This window comes from Kitasatospora sp. NPDC127121 (assembly GCF_042677305.1).
GTDB lineage: Bacteria > Actinomycetota > Actinomycetes > Streptomycetales > Streptomycetaceae > Kitasatospora.
Genome location: NZ_JBHXTQ010000036.1, coordinates 1 through 16898, shown reverse-complemented (window position 1 = coordinate 16898; position 16898 = coordinate 1). Strand labels below are relative to the sequence as shown.

The 16898-nt window shown below is 73.1% G+C and carries 18 protein-coding genes; 13 read left to right on the top strand and 5 right to left on the bottom strand.

The window, feature by feature from the left end:
• Positions 1-2: 2 nt before the first annotated feature.
• Both ACFVHI_RS19325 and ACFVHI_RS19320 read right to left on the bottom strand, forming a co-directional pair.
• Positions 3-647, bottom strand: a complete 645-nt coding sequence (locus ACFVHI_RS19325; RefSeq protein ID WP_063347494.1) for a response regulator transcription factor — start codon at positions 645-647, stop codon at positions 3-5.
• Positions 635-1861: a sensor histidine kinase gene (locus ACFVHI_RS19320; RefSeq protein WP_063347495.1), complete on the bottom strand. Its 1227-nt coding sequence runs from the start codon at positions 1859-1861 to the stop codon at positions 635-637. Before ACFVHI_RS19320 ends, ACFVHI_RS19325 begins: the two co-directional genes overlap by 13 nt.
• Positions 1862-1996: 135 nt before the next feature.
• Between ACFVHI_RS19320 and ACFVHI_RS19315 the strand changes: the two genes are divergently transcribed.
• Both ACFVHI_RS19315 and ACFVHI_RS19310 read left to right on the top strand, forming a co-directional pair.
• Complete coding sequence (locus tag ACFVHI_RS19315; RefSeq protein WP_380340950.1) at positions 1997-2713, top strand: hypothetical protein; 717 nt, start codon at positions 1997-1999, stop codon at positions 2711-2713.
• Positions 2710-3096 (top strand): hypothetical protein, encoded by a 387-nt coding sequence (locus ACFVHI_RS19310; protein ID WP_380340948.1) that lies wholly within the window; start codon positions 2710-2712, stop codon positions 3094-3096. The genes ACFVHI_RS19315 and ACFVHI_RS19310 overlap by 4 nt, the downstream gene beginning before the upstream one ends.
• Positions 3097-3111: 15 nt before the next feature.
• On the opposite strand, the gene ACFVHI_RS19305 is transcribed toward ACFVHI_RS19310, so the two are convergent.
• On the bottom strand, positions 3112-4023 hold the full coding sequence (locus tag ACFVHI_RS19305) for a helix-turn-helix transcriptional regulator (protein WP_380340946.1): 912 nt from the start codon (positions 4021-4023) through the stop codon (positions 3112-3114).
• A gap of 102 nt (positions 4024-4125) precedes the next feature.
• Between ACFVHI_RS19305 and ACFVHI_RS19300 the strand changes: the two genes are divergently transcribed.
• On the top strand, positions 4126-5595 hold the full coding sequence (locus ACFVHI_RS19300) for an MFS transporter (RefSeq protein WP_079135574.1): 1470 nt from the start codon (positions 4126-4128) through the stop codon (positions 5593-5595).
• 137 nt (positions 5596-5732) lie between these two features.
• Here ACFVHI_RS19300 and ACFVHI_RS19295 read toward each other — a convergent pair whose 3' ends face one another.
• Complete coding sequence (locus ACFVHI_RS19295; RefSeq protein ID WP_380340943.1) at positions 5733-6665, bottom strand: phosphatidylinositol-specific phospholipase C; 933 nt, start codon at positions 6663-6665, stop codon at positions 5733-5735.
• A gap of 206 nt (positions 6666-6871) precedes the next feature.
• Between ACFVHI_RS19295 and ACFVHI_RS19290 the strand changes: the two genes are divergently transcribed.
• From ACFVHI_RS19290 to ACFVHI_RS19265, 6 genes are all read left to right on the top strand, one after another.
• Entirely contained in the window at positions 6872-7105 is a 234-nt protein-coding gene (locus ACFVHI_RS19290; RefSeq protein ID WP_063347501.1) for a hypothetical protein, read from the top strand.
• Between the two features lie 121 nt (positions 7106-7226).
• A complete protein-coding gene (locus ACFVHI_RS19285; protein ID WP_380340940.1) occupies positions 7227-8300 on the top strand; it encodes a methyltransferase in 1074 nt (357 codons plus the stop codon).
• 107 nt (positions 8301-8407) lie between these two features.
• A complete protein-coding gene (locus ACFVHI_RS19280; protein ID WP_380340939.1) occupies positions 8408-9109 on the top strand; it encodes a hypothetical protein in 702 nt (233 codons plus the stop codon).
• A 59-nt stretch (positions 9110-9168) separates the two neighbouring features.
• Entirely contained in the window at positions 9169-9747 is a 579-nt protein-coding gene (locus tag ACFVHI_RS19275) for an NADAR family protein (protein ID WP_380340937.1), read from the top strand.
• Positions 9744-10853, top strand: a complete 1110-nt coding sequence (locus tag ACFVHI_RS19270; RefSeq protein ID WP_380340935.1) for a hypothetical protein — start codon at positions 9744-9746, stop codon at positions 10851-10853. Before ACFVHI_RS19275 ends, ACFVHI_RS19270 begins: the two co-directional genes overlap by 4 nt.
• 68 nt (positions 10854-10921) lie before the next feature.
• Positions 10922-12019, top strand: coding sequence for a hypothetical protein (locus ACFVHI_RS19265; RefSeq protein WP_380340933.1), 1098 nt, complete (start codon positions 10922-10924; stop codon positions 12017-12019).
• Positions 12020-12101: 82 nt separating this feature from the next.
• On the opposite strand, the gene ACFVHI_RS19260 is transcribed toward ACFVHI_RS19265, so the two are convergent.
• Complete coding sequence (locus tag ACFVHI_RS19260) at positions 12102-13484, bottom strand: glycine--tRNA ligase (RefSeq protein WP_063347506.1); 1383 nt, start codon at positions 13482-13484, stop codon at positions 12102-12104.
• A gap of 191 nt (positions 13485-13675) precedes the next feature.
• On the opposite strand from ACFVHI_RS19260, the gene ACFVHI_RS19255 reads away from it, so the two are divergent.
• Genes ACFVHI_RS19255 through ACFVHI_RS19240 form a run of 4 tightly spaced genes read left to right on the top strand, consistent with a single transcriptional unit; the run spans position 13676 to position 16850 of the window.
• Positions 13676-14668: a metal ABC transporter substrate-binding protein gene (locus ACFVHI_RS19255; RefSeq protein ID WP_380340931.1), complete on the top strand. Its 993-nt coding sequence runs from the start codon at positions 13676-13678 to the stop codon at positions 14666-14668.
• A 15-nt stretch (positions 14669-14683) separates the two neighbouring features.
• Positions 14684-15448 carry a metal ABC transporter ATP-binding protein gene (locus tag ACFVHI_RS19250; RefSeq protein WP_063347507.1) on the top strand — a complete coding sequence of 255 codons (765 nt, stop codon included), beginning with the start codon at positions 14684-14686 and terminating at the stop codon, positions 15446-15448.
• Positions 15445-16404, top strand: a complete 960-nt coding sequence (locus tag ACFVHI_RS19245; RefSeq protein ID WP_380340927.1) for a metal ABC transporter permease — start codon at positions 15445-15447, stop codon at positions 16402-16404. The genes ACFVHI_RS19250 and ACFVHI_RS19245 overlap by 4 nt, the downstream gene beginning before the upstream one ends.
• A gap of 35 nt (positions 16405-16439) precedes the next feature.
• The gene (locus tag ACFVHI_RS19240; RefSeq protein WP_063347508.1) at positions 16440-16850 is read left to right on the top strand and encodes a Fur family transcriptional regulator; all 411 of its coding nucleotides are present in this window, start codon (positions 16440-16442) and stop codon (positions 16848-16850) included.
• Positions 16851-16898: the final 48 nt, after the last annotated feature.

The following is a 16898-nucleotide window of genomic DNA, read 5'->3' as shown; positions in this document are numbered from 1 at the left end:
GGCTACCCGACCTCCAGGAACCGCAGCACCGCCAGCACCCGGCGGTGGCTGTCGTCGGCCGGCGGCAGGTCGAGCTTGGTGAAGATCGAGTTGATGTGCTTGGCCACCGCGCTGTCGCTGACCACCAGGGCGGCCGCGATCGCGGCGTTGGAGCGGCCCTCCGCCATCAGGCCGAGCACGTCCCGCTCGCGCGGGGTCAGCTTCTCCAGCGGGTCCCGGTGGCGGCGCAGCAGCAGCTGGGCCACCACCTCCGGGTCCAGCGCGGTGCCGCCCGCGGCGACCCGCTGCAGCGCCTCCACGAAGTCGTCCACGTTGGCCACCCGCTGCTTGAGCAGGTACCCGACGCCGCTGGTGTTGGTGGCCAGCAGGTCGGCGGCGTAGCGCTCCTCCACGAACTGGGAGAGCAGCAGCACGGCGACGTCCGGCCACTGCTGGCGGATCACCATGGCGGCCTTCACGCCCTCGTCGTGGAAGCCCGGAGGCATCCGGACGTCCGCCACCACCACCTTCGGGCGGTGCTCCTCGACGGCCGCCAGCAACTCGGTGGCGTCCCCGACGGCAGCGGCGACCTCGAAGCCCACCGCCTCCAGGACCTTGACCAGGCCGACCCTCAGCAGGACCGAGTCCTCGGCGATCACAGCGCGCACGGCAACTCCACGGTGATGGTGGTGGGGCCCCCGAGGGGGCTGAGAACGGACAGTGTGCCGTCGACGGAGGCGGCGCGCTTGCGCAGGCCGGTCAGCCCGGTGCCGCGCGAGGCGTCCGCGCCGCCCACGCCGTCGTCGCTGATGACCAGGCGCAGCCGGCCGCCGACCGTCCGCACCGAGAGGTCGACCCGCTGGGCGCGGGCGTGCTTGGCCACGTTGGTCAGGGCCTCGGAGACGGTGAAGTAGGCGACCGCCTCGACGGTCGGGGCGACCGGCTCGGCGAGGTGCACGTCCAGGCGCACCGGCAGCGGGGCGCGGGCCGCGATGCCGGACAGCGCCGCGTCCAGGCCGCGGTCCTCCAGGACCGCCGGGTGCAGGCCGCGGACCAGGTCGCGCAGCTCGTCGATGGCCGCCTGCGCCTCCTCGTGCGCGTCCACGATCACCTGCATGACCTCGGGCGGGACGTCCTTGAGGGTGCGCCGGGCCAGGCCCAGGTTCATCGCGAGGGAGGTCAGACGCTGCTGGGCGCCGTCGTGCAGGTCCCGCTCGATCCGGCGGCGCTCGGCGTCCACCACGTCGACCAGCCCGGCCCGGCTCTCGGCGATCTCCTCGACCCGCCGCTCCAGCGCCTCCGCCCGGTTGGGGCCGAGCAGCAGCTGGGCCGTGCGCACCTCCAGCCAGGCCGCCAGCGCCGCCAGCCAGGGCATCACGGCCAGCAGCAGCACCCCGGCGACCGTGATCACCACGTCCAGCCCGGCCAGCTCCGAGCGCAGCAGGCTGCCGACGGGCATCAGCCAGACCCAGCCGTACACGCTGGCCATCACCACGCCGGCGCCCCAGGCGTACAGCACCACCAGCGCGCCCGCCGCCAGCAGCGGACCGGCCAGCAGGTGGTGGACGGCCTGGCGCCAGGTCAGCCCCAGCAGCAGCCGACCCGGCAGCCAGGCCCACGGCTCGCCCGGACGCGGCGGCGACACCTCCACCCCCCGCAGGGCGCGCAGCCGGCCGCGCTGGGCGGCGGTGAGCGGGCGGGTGCAGATGAGGACCAGGGCCGTCATCGGGAAGAGCAGCTTGGACTCGGTGACGGCCAGCCAGACCGGCAGGGCCAGCGGGAGGCCGGCGGCTATGAAACGGGTGTCCCGCCAGGCCTCGGGCGACCACGGGGGGCGCCGAAGGCTCCTGACGAGCGCTCGGCGCAACGTGGTGGAGGGCATGACCGACAGCGTAGGGCGCGATGATCAACGGCCGCCATGAAGGGGGGCTCACGGTCGGGGTGTATCTAGGTACACCCCGGATTCGGAGCACGGCACCACCGACAGCGACCCATGATCGACGGGAAGCTGGACGGCATGACGAGCACCGCATCGCACTCCGCCACCCCGCCGCACCGGCGGCCCGTCCCCGGGAGCCACGGGGGTGTTCCCGGGGACGCGCTCCGCCGGACGGCGGGGCCGGAGGGGACGCTGCCGGTCGGGGCCGGGCCCTGGTCGGTCCGCAGCCTGGTCGGCCGCCGCGGCCGGGCCGCGCTGGAGGTGTACCAGGACGGCGAGTTGGCCGATGTCCTGGTCGCCGCCCGGCTCACCCCGCAGCTGCTGCGCGGTGCTCGTCGCAGCCCGGCCGGCGGGCGGGCGCGCCACGTGCTCGCCTGGGGGCGGCTGGCGGCCGACGGCAGCGTGCCCGCGGTGGCGTTCACCGCCGGACGGCTGGCCGGGCCGTTCCGGTCCGGGCGGTCGTTCCGGTCCGTGCGGCCGTTCGGGTTCGCGTGGCCGCTCGGGTCCGGACGGTCGTTCCGGTCCGGGCGGTCGCTCTGGTCCGTGCGGTCGCTCTGGTCGGCCGGGCCGTTCCGGTTCGAGCGGCCGGCCGTCGGCGCCGAGGTGGTCGCGGTCGCCGGGCGGTTCTGGCTCGCCTGGGCCGAGGGCCCGTACACCGGGGTGCTGGTCCGGCACCCCGGCGGGGACACCACCGAGCGGCAGCCGCTGGAGCGGGTGCGACGCCGGGGCGAGGCCGCGATCGCGGGCGAGGCCCCGGTCGCCGGAGGGGCCTCGGTCGCCGGAGGGGCCGCATGAGCACCGCCGTCCTCGCCGGCCGCCCGGCCGCCGCCCTCGTCCTGCCCGCCCGCTTCGAGCGGGTGCCCGTCATGGCCGCCGTCGCTCTGCTGCCCTGGCTCGCGGTGCTCGCCGCCTGCCACGAGACCCCGTGGGTCGTGCTCGACCTGCTGGAGTTCTCCGCGCTGCTCTCGCTCGACGCCCTGCTGCGCCGGCGCAACGCCGCCGCCGGCTGGGCCGGCGGAGCGGTGGCCCTGCTGCTCGCGGGGGACGCACTGGCCGACATCGCCTGCGCCGGCCCGGGCCACGCGGTGCTCGCCGCCCTGGTGATGGCGCTCGGCGTCGAACTGCCGCTCGCGGTGGTGTGCGTGCTGCTCGGGCGTGCCGTCCTCGCCCCCCGCTAGAAGCCGTCGGGCGGGCTAGAAGCTGCCGGGCAGCTCGTTCATCAGCGCGCGGGTGTCCTCGTCCAGCGGGGTGTACGTGATCATCCGCGTCCCGAGTCGGGGGCCGAGCCAGAAGCTGGTGTACTCGCAGCGCAGCAGCCCGACGCCCGGCACCTGGAACCGCTTGATCCCGTTGCTCGGCCCCATCACCTCGTGCCGCTGCCAGACCTCCGCGAAGTCCGGCGAGGTCTTGAGCAGCCGGGCCAGCAGTGCCTTCCAGGCGGGCTCCGCGCTGTGGTCGGCCATCGCGGCGCGGAAGCGGGCCACCATGCCGAGGCGTTCGGTCCGGTAGTCGATCAGCACCTCGCGGAACCGCGAGGGGGCGAACGCCAGCCACATCAAGTTGCGGTCCTCGGGCGGAAGTTCGCTGAGATCGCCGACGATCGCGGTGTACTGGGCGTTGTACGCGAGCACGTCGTAGCGGGTGTTGACCGCCACGGCCGGGTACGGCGCCATCTGCTCCAGCACCAGCCGCACGCTCGGGGTGACCGAGGGGCACTCCTTCACCGGCGCCGGATCCTCCGCGCCGGCCAGGGTGAACAGGTGCGCGCGCTCGCTCGGGTCCAGCAGCAGGGCGCGGGAGACCGCGTCCAGCACCTGGGTGGACACCTGGATGTCACGCCCCTGCTCCAACCACGTGTACCAGGTCACCCCGACGGCGGCGAGCTGCGCGACCTCCTCGCGGCGCAGCCCCGGCGTGCGGCGGCGGCCGGTCGGGGGCAGGCCCACCTGGTCGGGTGCGATCCGTTCGCGGCGGCTTCGCAGGAAGGCCGCCAGGTCGTGCCGGCGGGCGTCGTCGGGGGCGGTCCGGGCTTGCGTCGCCGGCGTGGTCCGGGCTTGCGCGACCGAGGCGGACCGGGCTTGCGCGGCCGGGGTGGTGAGGCTCATGGTTCCTAGCATGCGCCAGCCCGGAGCCTGTTGCCAGGTACTTCTTATACCTGGATAACCACACTCTGGTACCAGGGTACGGCCAGGCGGATCGTAGGACCCGTGACCCAACAACTCGCCGTCGCCCCCGACCCGGTCCGCGCCGCCACCACCCCCGGCACCGCGACCGCGGCCGCCGCCCGCACCGCCGTCCCCTCCCTCGGCACCGCCGGGCTGGTCACCGTCCTGCTCGGGGCCTTCCTGCCGATGCTCGACTTCTTCATCGTGAACGTCGCCCTGCCCACCATCGACCACGACCTGGCCGCCGGGCCCGCCGTCCTCGAACTCGTCGCCGCCGGCTACGGCATCGCCTTCGCCGTCCTGCTCGTCCTCGGCGGGCGCCTCGGCGACATCTTCGGCCGCCGCCGGCTCTTCGTCGTCGGCGCCGCCACCTTCGCCCTCACCTCGCTCGCCTGCGGCCTCGCCCCCGGCGCCTGGACCCTGGTCGCCGCCCGCGCCGCCCAGGGCGCCTCGGCCGCGCTGCTGATCCCGCAGGTCCTCGGCACCATCACCGCCGCCACCGACGGCGCCCGGCGCGGCCGCGCCCTCAGCATCTACGGCGCCGTCGGCGGCATCTCCGTGGTCATCGGGCAGGTGCTCGGCGGCATGCTCGTCGCCGCCGACCTGTTCGGCACCGGCTGGCGCTCCGTCTTCCTGCTCAACGTGCCGTTCGCGCTGCTCGCCCTGGTCCTCGCCGTCCGCTACGTCCCGGAGAGCCGGGCCACCCAGGCCGCCCGCGTCGACGTGCCCGGCACCGTCCTGCTCACCGCCTCGCTGCTCGCCCTGCTCGTCCCGCTGATGGAGGGCCGCGCCGCCGGCTGGCCGCTCTGGTCCTGGGTGCTGCTCGCGCTGTTCCCCGTCCTCGCCGCCGCCTTCGTCCTGGTCGAACGCCGGGCGGAGCAGCGCGGCGCCACCCCGCTGGTGCCGCCGTCCCTGCTGCGCATCCCCGAGATGCGGCGCGGCCTCGGCATCGCCCTGCCCTACTTCGCCGGCTTCGGCGGCTTCATGTTCGTCATCGCCGTCGCCCTCCAGCAGGGCCTGCACCTCGGCCCGGTCGCGGCCGGCTGGGCGCTCGTCCCGATGGCCGTCGGCTACTTCACCGCCTCGCTCTCCGGCCCCCGCCTGATCGGCCGCTACGGCAGCCGGGTACTGAGCGCGGGCGCCGTCATCCAGGCCGCCGGCCTGGCCACCCTCGCCGTCACCGTCCTCGCCGACTGGTCGCACTTCTCCCCGCTGCGGATGGCGCCCGGCGTCGCCCTCGCCGGCATCGGACAAGGCCTGATCGGCACCCCGCTGTTCCGCGTCGTCCTCGCCAAGGTGCCCGCCGCCCGGGCCGGCGTCGGCAGCGGCGTCCTGGCCACCGGCCAGCAGTCCAGCCTCGCCCTCGGCGTCGCCACCCTCGGCACCCTCTACCTGTCGCTCTCCCCCAGCCTCGGCATGGACCGCGCCCTCGCCCTCTGCCTGGGCCTTCAGCTCATCGGCTCCTTCGTCATCCTGTACCTGACCACCCGCCTCCCCCGCTCCATCGGCTGAGCCCCCCCCCCGGCCCCGGGCCACGGGCAACGGCAACGGCCCCGCGATCGAAACCCGATCGCGGGGCCGCCGGCACGTCGCGGAGCGTGAGCAACGGCGAGTCGGCGGGCCGGTCCGGGGACCGGTCAGCGGGCCGGTCAGCGGCCGATGAAGTTCTTGTCGATGAGCAGTTGCAGGACGTCGGTGTGGAAGTCGGGGAAGTCCATCGGGACGATGCCGAAGTGGGCGGGCTGCTGGCGGCGGGCGTTCAGGTAGTCGCGGACGGGAGGCACGATGGCGGCCGCGTTGACCTTGGGCCAGCCGCCGTTGGCGTAGCTGGTGAAGTTCACGTACATCCGCGGGGAGCCCTGGTCGAGGAAGGCGCGGTCGAACCAGTCGGTGACGGCCTTGGACTTGGCGGCGAGGCTGATGCCCTGGAAGGTGTCCTGGGTGGCGAACCAGGTGTTGGTGGCGCTCGACCACTGGATGACGGACCAGGGGTTGGCGAAGTCGGCGGCGAGGACGACGCGGCCGCGGGCCTGGCCGAGGGTGGGCCACCAGGGGTTCGTCCAGAACAGGCCCCGGTAGCCGAGGCCGTCCAGGTAGTGGTTGATCCGGCGCTGGAACTCGGTGTCGTCGAGCCGGTTCCCGCCCGCGTACTCGTTCCTGACGCGCATGACGAGGCCCTCGCCCGGGTTGGCGGCGAGGAAGGCGCGGCACTGGTCGAGGACGTCCTGGAGGCGGACGTACTGGTAGTTGTCGCTGTGGTAGATGCCGAGTTCGTCGGCCGTCCCCGCGAGCCCGTTGCAGCGGATGTCGAGGAAGCGGATGCCGCGCTGGAGCTGCTCGGGCAGGCCCCAGTTCTGGGTGTGGGACCACTCGGTGCCGTGCAGCGGGTCGGTGCAGCAGGAGTCGTGGGTGCCGGGGATCGTCAGGGCGGTCAGCGGCGTGGCGTCGTCCAGGGCGCTCATCCAGGCGGACGGGCTGACGGCTGCGGCTGCCGCTGCGTCCGGGCTGAACGCGGCGGCGGCCAGGAGGGCGCCACCGGCACCGGCTCCCCAGCGCAGGACGTCACGACGGGTGGGGCTCATGCGGGCTCCTCACATCGACCTCTGGGAGGGGGAATTGTCATGCCCCCTCCCGGATCTGCTCGATGGGACGGGCCCCGAAACCCGTGACACGCGGCACAGGAAGTCGGCCTGGTCGACTTTTCGTGCGGCGGGTCGGGTGGAATTGACCCTTCCGTGGAGATGGTTCGTCATGGGACGATCCAGGCCCGGGGGAAAGGTGAGACCTCATGACCTTCGTCATCGCGTTCCTGGTCGCACTCGTGGCCACCATCATCGGCACGACCGTCTTCCTGAGTCGCCGAGAGCGCGCCCGCAGCGGCCACTCGGACGACACCGAAGGGCTGCTGATCGAACACCAGCGAACCGCGCACGCCGCCCAACTGCGCGGGACCTACTCCAGCCTGGCCGTCCACCACGGCACCGGGCTGATCACCGACGACCTGCACAAGCACTACTCCTAGGGGCTCCCTTGGCGAACCCCTCCTTCCTCCTCGTACTCTGCATTGTCACCGTGCTGGTCAACTCCGCACTCAGCAAGGCGATCCAGCACAGACGCACACACCCGCCCCAGGAAGGAGAACCATGACCCCGGACACCGCAGCAGCCCGCCGTACGCTCGCCGACCGGCTTGAGGCGGGCGGCGCCCTGAGCAGCCCGGCGCTGCGGGCGGCCGTGGAGGCCGTTCCCCGGGAGCCGTTCCTGCGCCCCGGGGTGTTCGTGTCCACCGGCAGGCGCCGCTGGCGGCCGGTGACCGAGCGCGGCGCCGATCCGACGGAGTGGGTCGAACTCGCTTACAGCAACCGGTCGTTGGTCACCCAGCTCAACGGCCATCTGACCGCCGACCAGGCCTCCGCGCCCGTCCGGGGCTTCCCCACCGCCTCCACCACCGCCCCGGCCGCCACCGTCCGCATGATCGACGCCCTGGGCGCCGAAGACGGGCACACCGTGTTGGAGATCGGCACCGGCACGGGCTACTCGACGGCCCTGCTCCGCCACCTCCTCGGCGAGCGCAACGTCGGCACCGTCGAGGCCGACCCGAAAGTCACGTACGACCGGGTGATCGCCACCCACGCGGTGCGCCGCATCCCCTACGCCTGGGTGCAGCGGACCAAGCCCGGCGGCACGATCCTGGCCACGGTCGGCACCTGGCCCGAGGGCGCCGGCCTGGCCAGGGTCACCGTCGCCGCCGACGGCACCGCCGACGGCCGGTTCATCGACCGTTCCACCCTCCCTCCCGTCCGCCCCGAGCCCCTGGCGGCCCGGGCCGGGGGCCTCGCGGCCCGGGCGGAGGCGGCCGCACCGAGGCGGCTGGCGCACGTCTCCCCCACCCTCCTCAACGAACCGACGCCGGCCATCCTCGCCCAACTCGCCTTTCCCAGCGCCAAGTTCACCGTATCGATCGGGGAGGACCTGGAGTCGATCCACTACCTGGCCACCCCCGGATCCGCCGCCGAGGTCGCCGACGACACCTACGGCTGGACGGTCCACCAGAGCGGCCCGGTCCCGCTCTGGGACGAGGTCGAGCGCATCCTCACCGCCTGGCAGGAGGCCGGACGCCCCGACCTCACCGCCGTCCGCCTGCGGATCACCGACCGGGCGACCCACTACTGGATCGACGGCCACCCCGCCCTCCGCTGGGAGCACGCCGCCATCTGACAGATCGACAGAACACCTCCGGGAATGGGGTGATCTCGGGACGGCGAGGCCGACCGATGGAATGCTGTGGCCCAGTCCGACCATCGCAACCACCCGGGGAGTCACCCATGCCGCTGTTCGGCAGCCGCAAGAACCTTCCGAGGCCGCTGTGCGACGAGCACGGCCCGTGCCAGGCGCTGGCGAGGATCTCGGTCTTCGAGGTCCGGGACCGACTGCGGCTCCTGATCACCAGGAGCCGCGGCCTGGGGCCCGATCCGATGGCGCGGCAGATCGACGACGAGCTGTCGGTCGTCCTCTGCGTGGACGCCGGCAAGCGGGCCGGCAAGACCGAGGCCCTGTCGATAGCCGAACACGCCGCCGACCAGTGGAGCATCAGCCGGGCCGAGCTGTGGGAGCGGGCCTTCGCGAACCTGGCCACCGAGCAGCTCAACCGGCAGGTCTTCGACGCGTCCAACGGCGACACCATCCACACCGTCAACGGCATGGGAGCCTGGCCCGGAGCCGCCCACGCGCTGCGCCTGGAGAACGCCCTGGGAGGCGGCATCGAGCTGCCCAACGGCGCCCTGGTCGCCCTGCCGACGAACAACACACTCTGCGCGGTGCCGATCCGCACCAGCCTGTCGCTGAACGCCATCCGCTTCCTGATCGACCTGTCGAAGGAGCTCGCGGCCGGCGACCCGGCCCCGCTGACCCCGTCGCTCTTCTGGTACCGGGACGGCTGGATCGAGAACCTCAACGTCGGCTCGGACGGCATGATGCGGGTGTCGCCCCGCTTCCGGGACATGGCGAACGCACTGCCCGCCAACTGACCCGACCTGCCACCGAAAACCCGCTGGCCCGACGGCTCCCTTTGCGTCAGAATGACGATATGAGCGAGATGCGCGTGGGGAGCCCTGCCGATGTCCGTAGCCGGGTGGAGCTGGCGGCGCTGACGGCCGCCGGGGTGCGGCCGAAATGGCTGATGTTCTGGGGGCACACCGAGCGGAAGGGCGGGGGGACGCGGCGGGAGTGCCTGAGCCAGTGGTGGCCCGGGCAGTTCACCGTCGACGGGGTGACGTACGCGTCCGCCGAGCACTGGATGATGGCGGGCAAGGCCCGGATGTTCGGGGACGAGGCCATAGAGCAGCGGGTGCTGGCGGCCCACACGCCGGCCGAGGCGAAGAAGCTGGGGCGGCTGGTCAGGGGTTTCGACGACGGGGCCTGGACGGCCAGCCGGTTCGAGCTGGTCGTCGAGGGGAACGTCGCGAAGTTCGGGCAGGACGAGGCGCTGCGCGCCTACCTGCTGGGCACCGGCGACCGCGTCCTGGTCGAGGCCAGCCCGGTGGACCGGATCTGGGGCATCGGGCTCGCTGCCGACGACATCCGCGCGGAACGGCCCGACGAGTGGCGGGGGTTGAACCTGCTCGGCTTCGCCCTGATGGAGGCGCGGGCACGGCTCGCCGCATGAGGGCGGTCGGCCCGGTGCTGGACGGCACGGTGGTGGTGTCGGCCGCCGCCGCGCTGGCCCTGGCGCCCAGGGCGTGGCGGCGGCGCGAGGTCCGGCCGGGGCGCGGGGGGCGCTTCGGCCCGGAGGTGGCACTGGCGCTGGTCGTGGCACTCGTCTATCTGAACCAGGTGCTGTTCGCCGTGTACGTGCAGCGGGTGCGGGGCGGGAGTACGGCGTTCGTCGCCCGCTACCTGCCGCCCGGGTGGTTCGACGTGCCGCGCGGCAACCCGGCGATCGACTGGCTGGCGGCGCACTTCCCCGCGCCCGAGCTGCTCGCGCCCACCGTGCTCCGCGTCCAGGCGTTCCTCGAACTCCCGCTGGTGCTCCTGGCGTTCGCCGCCGTGCTGCGACGCCTGGACCACGGCCTCTACGTCCAGGCGATGCGCTCGCCGCTGACCGGGCTCGCGGCCGCCTCGTATACGGTGGCGTTCTGCGCGGTGGAGTGGGACCTGCGGAATCCGTACACGGTGGACGACATCGTGCTGCGGACGGTGTCCGCGCTCGTCACACCGCCGCTGCTCGTCTGGCTGGCCTCCCGCGAACGGGCCCGGCCACCCCGCGGCCCGGTGCTGTTCACGCTCGACCTGTGGGCGTTCGGCACGCTGATGCTGACGCTGTACGACACCGCGCTGCTGTACAACCTGGCCCGACTCGGCGACCATCTCGCCGGCGCGCTGGCCGCGTTGGCGGTCCTGGCCGCCACCCGGTTCGTGCCGTGGAGCGGCGGTCCGGCCGGCCCGCACACCACCGCGTTGACCGGCACGCTCGGGCGGGCCCTCGTCCTGTTCTTCGTCCCCGCGCTGGCCGTCCGCTACGGCGTCTCCTTCGGAACCCCCGAACTGGCGGCCGTCGCGGGGCTCGTGGTGCTCCTGCCGGCGGTGCGGACGGTCCGTCTGATCCCCGCCGCCCTGGTCGGGGCGGCCGTCGGCTGCGCCGTCGCCGTGGTCGCACCCGGCTCGTACTACGAGGCGACGCTGCTGCGGAGCGCGACCGGCGCACTTCTTGCAACGACCGCCGTCTGCGCGCTCCTTGACACCAGTCGCGCACGACTGGACGTGCTCCCTTAACTCCCCCGCCATATAGCGACGCCAGGATGTCCCGCAGTCAGGGGAGAGATGGACGGGGTGGGGCGATCATGCGCATGCGGCCGACGGCACAATCCGCGGGCCAGGACCCGGAGGGCGAGCAGCAGGCGTACGAACTCCGGGCGGAACTGGACGAGTTACTCCGCGCGAGCCGCTACGCGAGCCAGCGGGAGCGGCGGTTGAACGAGGCGATCCGGGCGTCGCCGGGCCGCCAGCGGCCGGACGGGGACCTGCTGCGGCAGCTGGCCCAGGCGCGCACCCTGCGCGAGGGCCTGGGCGCCCGCTGCCTCCAACTGAGCGATCGGCTGGAGGCGTTGGAGAACCGGCTGAGGAGCCGGCAGCCGGAGCCGCAACCGGCCCAGGCCCCGCCGCCCCAGGACCGACCCGAGCGATCCGACCGGCCCGCCCGCCCCGACATCGGCGCCCTCGCCGAGCGGGTGGCGGCCCTGCACCGTGCCGGCGCCTTCGCCGAGGCGACGGAGCTGCTGTCCCGGGCGGCCACCGGCCTCGATCCGGCGGACGCCGCGCTGCTGGTCGGCATGCTCTCCCGGCGCGGTCCGACGGGCGCGTCCTTGCACCTGGCCAGGAGCGCCGCGCAGTGCGCCCCCGAGCAGGCGGTGGCGATGCTGGCGGAGTTGCGCGAGCTGGGGCTGGCGGAGGAGGCGGCCGAGCTGTTCCACGCGTTCTGGGGCTATCCGGCGTCGGCGCTGCCCGCCCTGCTGGCCGCGCTGGAGCGGGCCGGGCAGGGCGCGGACGGCGCGACGCTGCTGTGGGAGTGGGGTTCGGCGCCGACGCCGGAGTTGACGGCGCTGGCGACCGGCCTCCGCCGTACGGGCCGGCACGCCGACGTGCGGACGCTGCTGCGCCAGGCGGCCGGCCGGCCGACGGCGGAGCTGGCCGCGCTGGCGACGGAGCTGCCGGCCGAGCTCGCGACCGTCCTGCTGTACGAGCTGGCGGCGCTGCGCCCGCCGGTGGAGCTGGTCAAGCTGGCGGCCGCGCTGGACACCAGCCCGGAGCTGTACGGGCGGCTACTCGCCGCGCTGCTCGCCGACGGCGCCCGGCACCGGACGACGCTGGCCGCCCTGCGCAGCGCCGGCCTGCCGACCGAACCGGCTGCGGCCCCCCGTTCCCGCTGGGGCAGACGGTAAGCAGAGGGCGGGAACACGCAGGAGCCCCCGCCCGCCCCGGACGGACCGGGGCGAACGGGGGCTCCAGACGGGCTGAGCGGGCTCAGCAGCCGATCAGTCGCGCACCCAGGTACGCCTTGACCTGGTCGAGCGAGACGCGCTCCTGCGACATGGTGTCGCGGTCGCGGACGGTCACCGCGTTGTCCTCAAGGGTGTCGAAGTCGACGGTGACGCAGAACGGCGTGCCGATCTCGTCCTGGCGGCGGTAGCGCTTGCCGATGGCGCCGGCGTCGTCGAACTCGACGTTCCACGCGGTGCGCAGGTCGGCGGCGAGGCCGCGGGCCTTCGGGGAGAGGTCGGCGTTGCGCGACAGCGGCAGGACGGCGACCTTGACCGGGGCCAGGCGCGGGTCGAGCCGCATGCCGACGCGCTTCTCCATGACGCCCTTGGCGTTGGGCGCCTCGTCCTCGAAGTAGGCGTCGATCAGGAAGGCCAGCATGGCGCGGTTGAGGCCGGCCGCCGGCTCGATGACGTACGGGAAGTACCGCTCGCCGCTCTCCTGGTCGAAGTACTTGAGGTCCTGGCCGGACGCCTCGCTGTGCACCCGCAGGTCGTAGTCGGTGCGGTTGGCGACGCCCTCCAGCTCGGAGTACTCGCTGCCGCCGAAGTTGAAGCGGTACTCGATGTCCACCGTGCGCTTGGCGTAGTGGGAGAGCTTCTCCTTCGGGTGCTCGAAGAAGCGCATGTTCTCGGTGCGCAGGCCGAGGTCGACGTACCAGTCCCAGCGCTGCTGGAGCCAGTACTCGTGCCACTGCTCGTCCTCGCCCGGCTTGACGAAGAACTCCATCTCCATCTGCTCGAACTCGCGGGTGCGGAAGATGAAGTTGCCGGGGGTGATCTCGTTGCGGAAGCTCTTGCCGGTCTGGGCGATGCCGAACGGCGGCTTCTTGCGCGACGTGGTCTGGACGGCCTTGAAGTTGGTGAAGATGCCCTGGGCGGTCTCGGGCCGCAGGAAGGCCAGGCCGCTGGCCTCCTCGGTGACGCCGAGGTGGGTCTTCAGCATGCCCGAGAAGTCCTTGGGCTCGGTGAACTGGCCCTTGGTGCCGCAGTCGGGGCAGTTGACGTCCTTGAGGCCGTTCGGCGGCGGGAAGCCGTGCTTGGCCTCGTACTTCTCCTCCAGGTGGTCGGCCCGGTGGCGCTTGTGGCAGGAGAGGCACTCGGTCAGCGGGTCGTTGAAGGTGGCGACGTGGCCGGAGGCCTCCCACACCTCGCGCGCGAGGATCACCGACGAGTCGAGTCCCACGACGTCCTCACGGGCCTGGACCATCGCGCGCCACCACTGGCGCTTGATGTTCTCCTTGAGTTCGACGCCCAGCGGCCCGTAGTCCCAGGCGGCACGCGTGCCGCCGTAGATCTCGCTGCAGGGGTAGACGAAGCCACGGCGCTTGCTCAGGCTGACGATCGTGTCGATCTTGTCGGCGGCCACAGTGCTCTCTTCAGTACGTACGGCACGGTCAGGGCACGGCTGGTTGCGCGTACCCGAATACCTCAGGTTACCGGCCATACGGGTACGGGGTTCAAATCGGTATCGTCCGGCCCGTCGCAGTCACGGCCACCTGCCGTTCACCCGTCCGAGTGAGTTGACAATCATTTCCAGATAAGATGAGAATGATTGTCATGATGATCGGACGACGTACCCGCAGCTCGATAGCCATCGCCGCCACCGCCCTCACCGCCTCCCTCGTCCTGACCGCCTGCGGTGGCAGCAGCAGCGCCCAGAGCGCCGACGGCAAGCTGAAGGTCGTCGCCTCCTTCTACCCGATGGAGTACCTGGCCCAGCAGATCGGCAAGGACCACGTCGCGGTCACCGACCTCACCGCGGCCGGCGTCGAGCCGCACGACCTGGAGCTCACCGCCAAGCAGGTCGCCACCGTCCAGAAGTCCGACGCGATCATCTACCTCAAGGGCCTGCAGCCCACCGTCGACCAGGCCGTCGGCCAGTCCTCGGCCAAGTACAAGATCGACGCCACCGCCGCCAGCCCGCTGGTCGACCACCACCTAGACGAGGGCACCGAGGCCGACGGCCACCAGCACGACGGCCCGGCCGGCGACCCGCACATCTGGCTCGACCCGACCCGCTACGCGGCGATCGCCAAGAGCGTCGGCGACGGGTTCGCCAAGGCCGACCCGGCCCACGCCGACGACTACCGCAAGAACACCGACGACCTGGTCGGCCGGCTGACCACGCTGGACCAGGAGTTCCGGGACGGCCTGAAGGACGCCAAGTCCAGGACCTTCGTCACCAGCCACGCCGCCTTCGGCTACCTCGCCGACCACTACGGCCTCACCCAGGTCGCCATCAACGGCGTCGACCCCGAGTCCGAGCCCACCCCGGCCCGCCTCGCCGACGTGCAGAAGGCCGCCAAGGACAACGGCGTCACCACGATCTTCTTCGAGACCCTGGTCAGCCCCAAGCTCGCCGACACCGTCGCCAAGGACCTCGGCCTCAAGACCGCCGTGCTGGACCCGCTGGAGGGCGTCAAGGACCCGGGCAAGGATGACTACCTCTCGGTCATGAAGCAGAACCTGGCCAACCTCCAGACCGCCCTCGGCGCCACCCCCGCCGCGACCGGCACCACTCCCACCGCGACCGGCACCCCCACCAGCTGACGGGACGACAGCACCATGACCCACCCGATACCCCCGGCCGTCCGCCTCCGCGACGCCGTCGCCTCCCGCGGCGGTCGGCCGGTGCTGCGCGGCGTCGACCTCACCGTCCAGCCCGGCGAGGTGGTCGCCCTGCTCGGCGCCAACGGCTCCGGCAAGTCCACCACCGTCAAGGCCGTCATCGGCTCCGTCCCGCTGGGGCAGGGCACGCTGGAGCTGTTCGGCATCCCGTACGCCGGCTTCCGCGCCTGGCACCGGATCGGGTACGTCCCGCAGCGCACCACCGCCGCCTCCGGCGTGCCGGCCACCGTGCGCGAAGTGGTCTCCACCGGGCGGCTGCCGCAGCACCGGCTGCTGCCGTTCCGCCGCCGGGACCGCGCGGCGGTGGACCGCGCGCTCGCCGCCGTCGGCATGCTGGAACGGGCCGGGGACGGCGTCGCCGACCTGTCCGGCGGCCAGCAGCAGCGGGTGCTGATCGCCCGCGCCCTGGTCGGCACCCCCGACCTGCTGATCATGGACGAGCCGATGGCCGGCGTGGACGCCGCCAGTCAGCAGGTGCTCGCCGACACCCTGCGCGCCGAGGTCTCCCGCGGCGCCGCCGTCCTCCTCGTGCTGCACGAACTCGGGCCGCTGGAGCCGCTGATCGACCGCGCCGTGGTGCTGCGGGACGGCTGCGTCGCACACGACGGCCCGCCCGTGCCCAACACCGGACTGCACGCGCTGCCCGGCCACGACCACGTCCACCCGCACGCCGACCACACCCCGCCGAGGCTGCTGGCATGACCGAGATGCTCTCCTACGACTTCATGCAGCGCGCCCTGCTCGCCGCCGTCCTGGTCGGGATCACCGCCCCGGCCGTCGGCATCTACCTGGTGCAGCGCCGGCAGGCCCTGATGGGCGACGGCATGGGGCACGTCGCGATGACCGGCGTCGGCCTCGGCTTCATCTTCCAGACCAGCCCGGTCTGGATGGCCGTGCTGGTCTGCGTGCTCGGCGCCGTCACGATGGAACTGGTCCGCTCGCGCGGCAACCAGCGCGGCGACATCGCGCTGGCGATGCTCTTCTACGGCGGCATGGCCTGCGGCAAGCTGCTCGTCTCGCTCTCCGCCCAGGCCGGCGCCGGCTCGCTGGAGAGCTACCTGTGGGGCTCCATCCTCACCGTCGCCCCGGCCGATCTGATCACCATCGCGGTGCTCGGCGCGGTGGTCGTCGCGGTCACCGTCGGCCTGCGCCGGCAGCTCTTCGCGATCTGCCAGGACGAGGACTTCGCCCGGGTCACCGGCCTGCCGGTGCGCACGCTCAACCTGCTGCTCGCGGTGATGGCCGCCGTCACCGTCACCGTCGCGATGCGGGTGGTCGGGCTGCTGCTGGTCAGCGCCCTGATGGTGGTCCCGGTGGTCGCCGCCCAGCAGCTCACCCGGTCGTTCGCCGCCACCCAGGCGGCCTCGATCGCGCTCGGCGTGGTGGTCTCTCTGGCCGGCGTCACCGGCTCCTACCACCTCAACGTGCCCTCCGGCCCGGCCATCGTGCTGCTCGCCATCGCGGTCTTCGCGGTGTTCAGCCTGCTCGCCGCGCCGCTCGCCCGGCGGCGCCACCGCAGGGGCGTCGCGGACCCCGGACCGAAGGTCTGCGACGTCGCCCTGCCGGAACCCGTCCCGGGACAGATCCCGGGGCAACTCCCGGGCCGCGGTTCCTCCGACGCGATCACTCCGGAGCGGGGTGCGGGGCTGGCACAATGAGGTGCGAGACGCCCACCACCCCAGGAGGACCCACGGTGACCACCGCAGGCCCGTCGCCGCGCGCCCGCTCGACCCGGCAACGTGCCGCCGTCTCGGCGGCCCTGGACGAGATCGAGGACTTCCGCAGCGCGCAGGAGCTCCACGACATGCTCAAGCACCGCGGGGACTCCGTCGGTCTGACCACGGTCTACCGCACCCTCCAGTCGCTCGCCGACGCCGGCGAGGTGGACGTGCTGCGCACCGCCGACGGCGAGGCCGTCTACCGCCGGTGCAGCAGCGGACACCACCACCACCTGGTGTGCCGGCACTGCGGCGCCACCGTCGAGGTGGAGGGCCCGGCGGTGGAGCGCTGGGCCAACGCGGTCGCCGCGGAGCACGGGTTCAGCGACATCGCGCACACCCTGGAGATCTTCGGCACCTGCGCGGAGTGCGCCAAGAAGGTCTGACCAGCGGAGCACCGGTACGGCGAAGGGCCCGTGGGAGCGATTCCCACG